This window comes from Chitinophaga sp., from assembly GCF_035564935.1.
Classification (GTDB): Bacteria; Bacteroidota; Bacteroidia; order Chitinophagales; family Chitinophagaceae; genus Chitinophaga.
Genome location: NZ_DATMTE010000705.1, coordinates 1 through 1,969, shown reverse-complemented (window position 1 = coordinate 1,969; position 1,969 = coordinate 1). Strand labels below are relative to the sequence as shown.

Below are 1,969 nucleotides of genomic sequence, written 5' to 3'. Positions count from 1 at the left end.
GTTAAAAAACGGCGCCACTTCTGATGCCAGCGCATGGACGCTGGATGTTGGAGGAGCAACTTACGGGGAATTTACAAAAGCATTCGTTCCGGAAGTATTCATTTATAACCGCGATCTTACGCCGACAGAGATGCAGCGCATTGAATCATATATGGCGTTGAAATACGGTACTACGCTCAATGCCGGCAAAACGGATTACATTGCCAGCGACGGCGCCACGCAAATATGGACCGCTGCTGATAATACAGGTTACGCTGTGCGTATCACCGGTATTGGTCGCGATGATAATGGTATGCTCCTCCAGAAACAATCACTGAGCCAGGATACCGGTATCGTGACGATAGCATTGGGAAATGCCATCGCTGTTTCCAATGCCGCCAATGCAACTAATTTTACGCAGGACAAATCATTCCTGGTGTTTAGCGACAATGGAGGCAATACCAATTACTTCACCGCAGTAACCAGTACCAACGCCAACAGCCGGATGGGCCGCGTATGGCGGGTGCAGAAAACTGCTTCCTGGAATAATACCCAGCCCGTAACCTTACAACTGGACGGTGGCTCGGAAAACAATTACCTGCTCATTAGCACAAACGCCGCTTTTGGTACTGTTACCCGCGAGTTGAAACTGAGCAGCAACGGAACGGTTACTGTTTCCAGTACAGACCTGGCCAATGGCGCCTTCTTTACTTTCGGTAAACTGCAGCGGTTCCCCGGTGGGGTAGCTACTGATCTGCAAACATGGGTGAAAGCAGATGCCGGCGCTACCGTGGTGGATGGTAATATTATTAAATGGGAAGATCAGGCAGCGCAGCGGGAATGGCCGCTCGCCCTTGCCAACGCACCTGTTGGCTGGGAAAAGAATCCCATCAACTACAACCCGACCATCAACTTTATAGGCAATAACTATTTCAGTGTACCGAAATTCACCGAAGGCTATACTGCTGGTGAAATATTCTCCGTACAAACTACTACGCTGCCGTCTACTACTACCACGCCAAGCTTCCCGTTTGAATTTGGTGGCGACCCAACTATAGCGGGTGGCCAGCAGTTCTATGTGTATAACGGCAGCCACTATACGCACTTCGGTACCAATACACGGCCCGGTTACGCATTAACAGGTTTTAATGTGAACAAGGCGCATATATTAAATAACTGGAGCGCTCCCGGCAACTGGGCAGTGAGTTTTGATGGTAAAACCATTGGCAGCAGTACTACCTTCCCGGTCACTTTCGGCAGGGGTACAGCGCTGAACTCCGCTATTGGTGCAGGGCATAACTCGATCTTCAGTGGCCGCATGTCCGAATTGATCCTGTATAACAGGATGTTGAACGCCACGGAGCGTGCACAGGTAAATAGCTACCTGGCTCTGAAATACGGCCTTACTTTAAAAACGGCAGCCGGCGCCCTCACCGATTACGTGGGCAGCAATGGCACTGCCCGGATGTGGACTGCGTCTAAAAACACCGGTTACGGAGAACGCATCACCGGTATCGGAAGGGATGATAACGGTACCTTGTTGCAGAAACAAAGTCGGTCGCAGCTGGATGGCGCCAATGTAATCATTGCGATGGGCAGTACCCTGGCCGCATCCAACGTTGAAAATTCCGGTAGTATCGCTAACGATCTTTCTTTCTTTACATTCAGCGATAATGGTCAGCCGGCTACCTATACCCAGGGTGTTACAGGCCTGGGCAATATTTCCCTGCGCATGGCGCGGATCTATAAAACAGACCGCAGCAACTGGGCCAATACCCAGCTCACACTGGGGCTGATGGCGGGAGATAGTACCAGCTACCTGCTGGTGAGCAACGATGAAACTTTCGGCGCAGGAGATAAAGTGTATCAGCTGAATGCAGGAGGACTGGTAACGCTTAACAGTGATCAGTTCCCCGACGGTGCATATTTCACTTTCGCCAATGCACAGGCAGCTCCTGCCGGTGTGGCAGCTGGCCTGGAAGTATGGGCC

Annotated in this window: 1 protein-coding gene; it reads left to right on the top strand. The window is 51.2% G+C overall.

The window, feature by feature from the left end; translation table 11 throughout:
• Positions 1–1,969, top strand: a 1,969-nt coding sequence (locus VN105_RS18220) for a hypothetical protein (RefSeq protein WP_325642959.1), incomplete at both ends; no start/stop codon positions are given.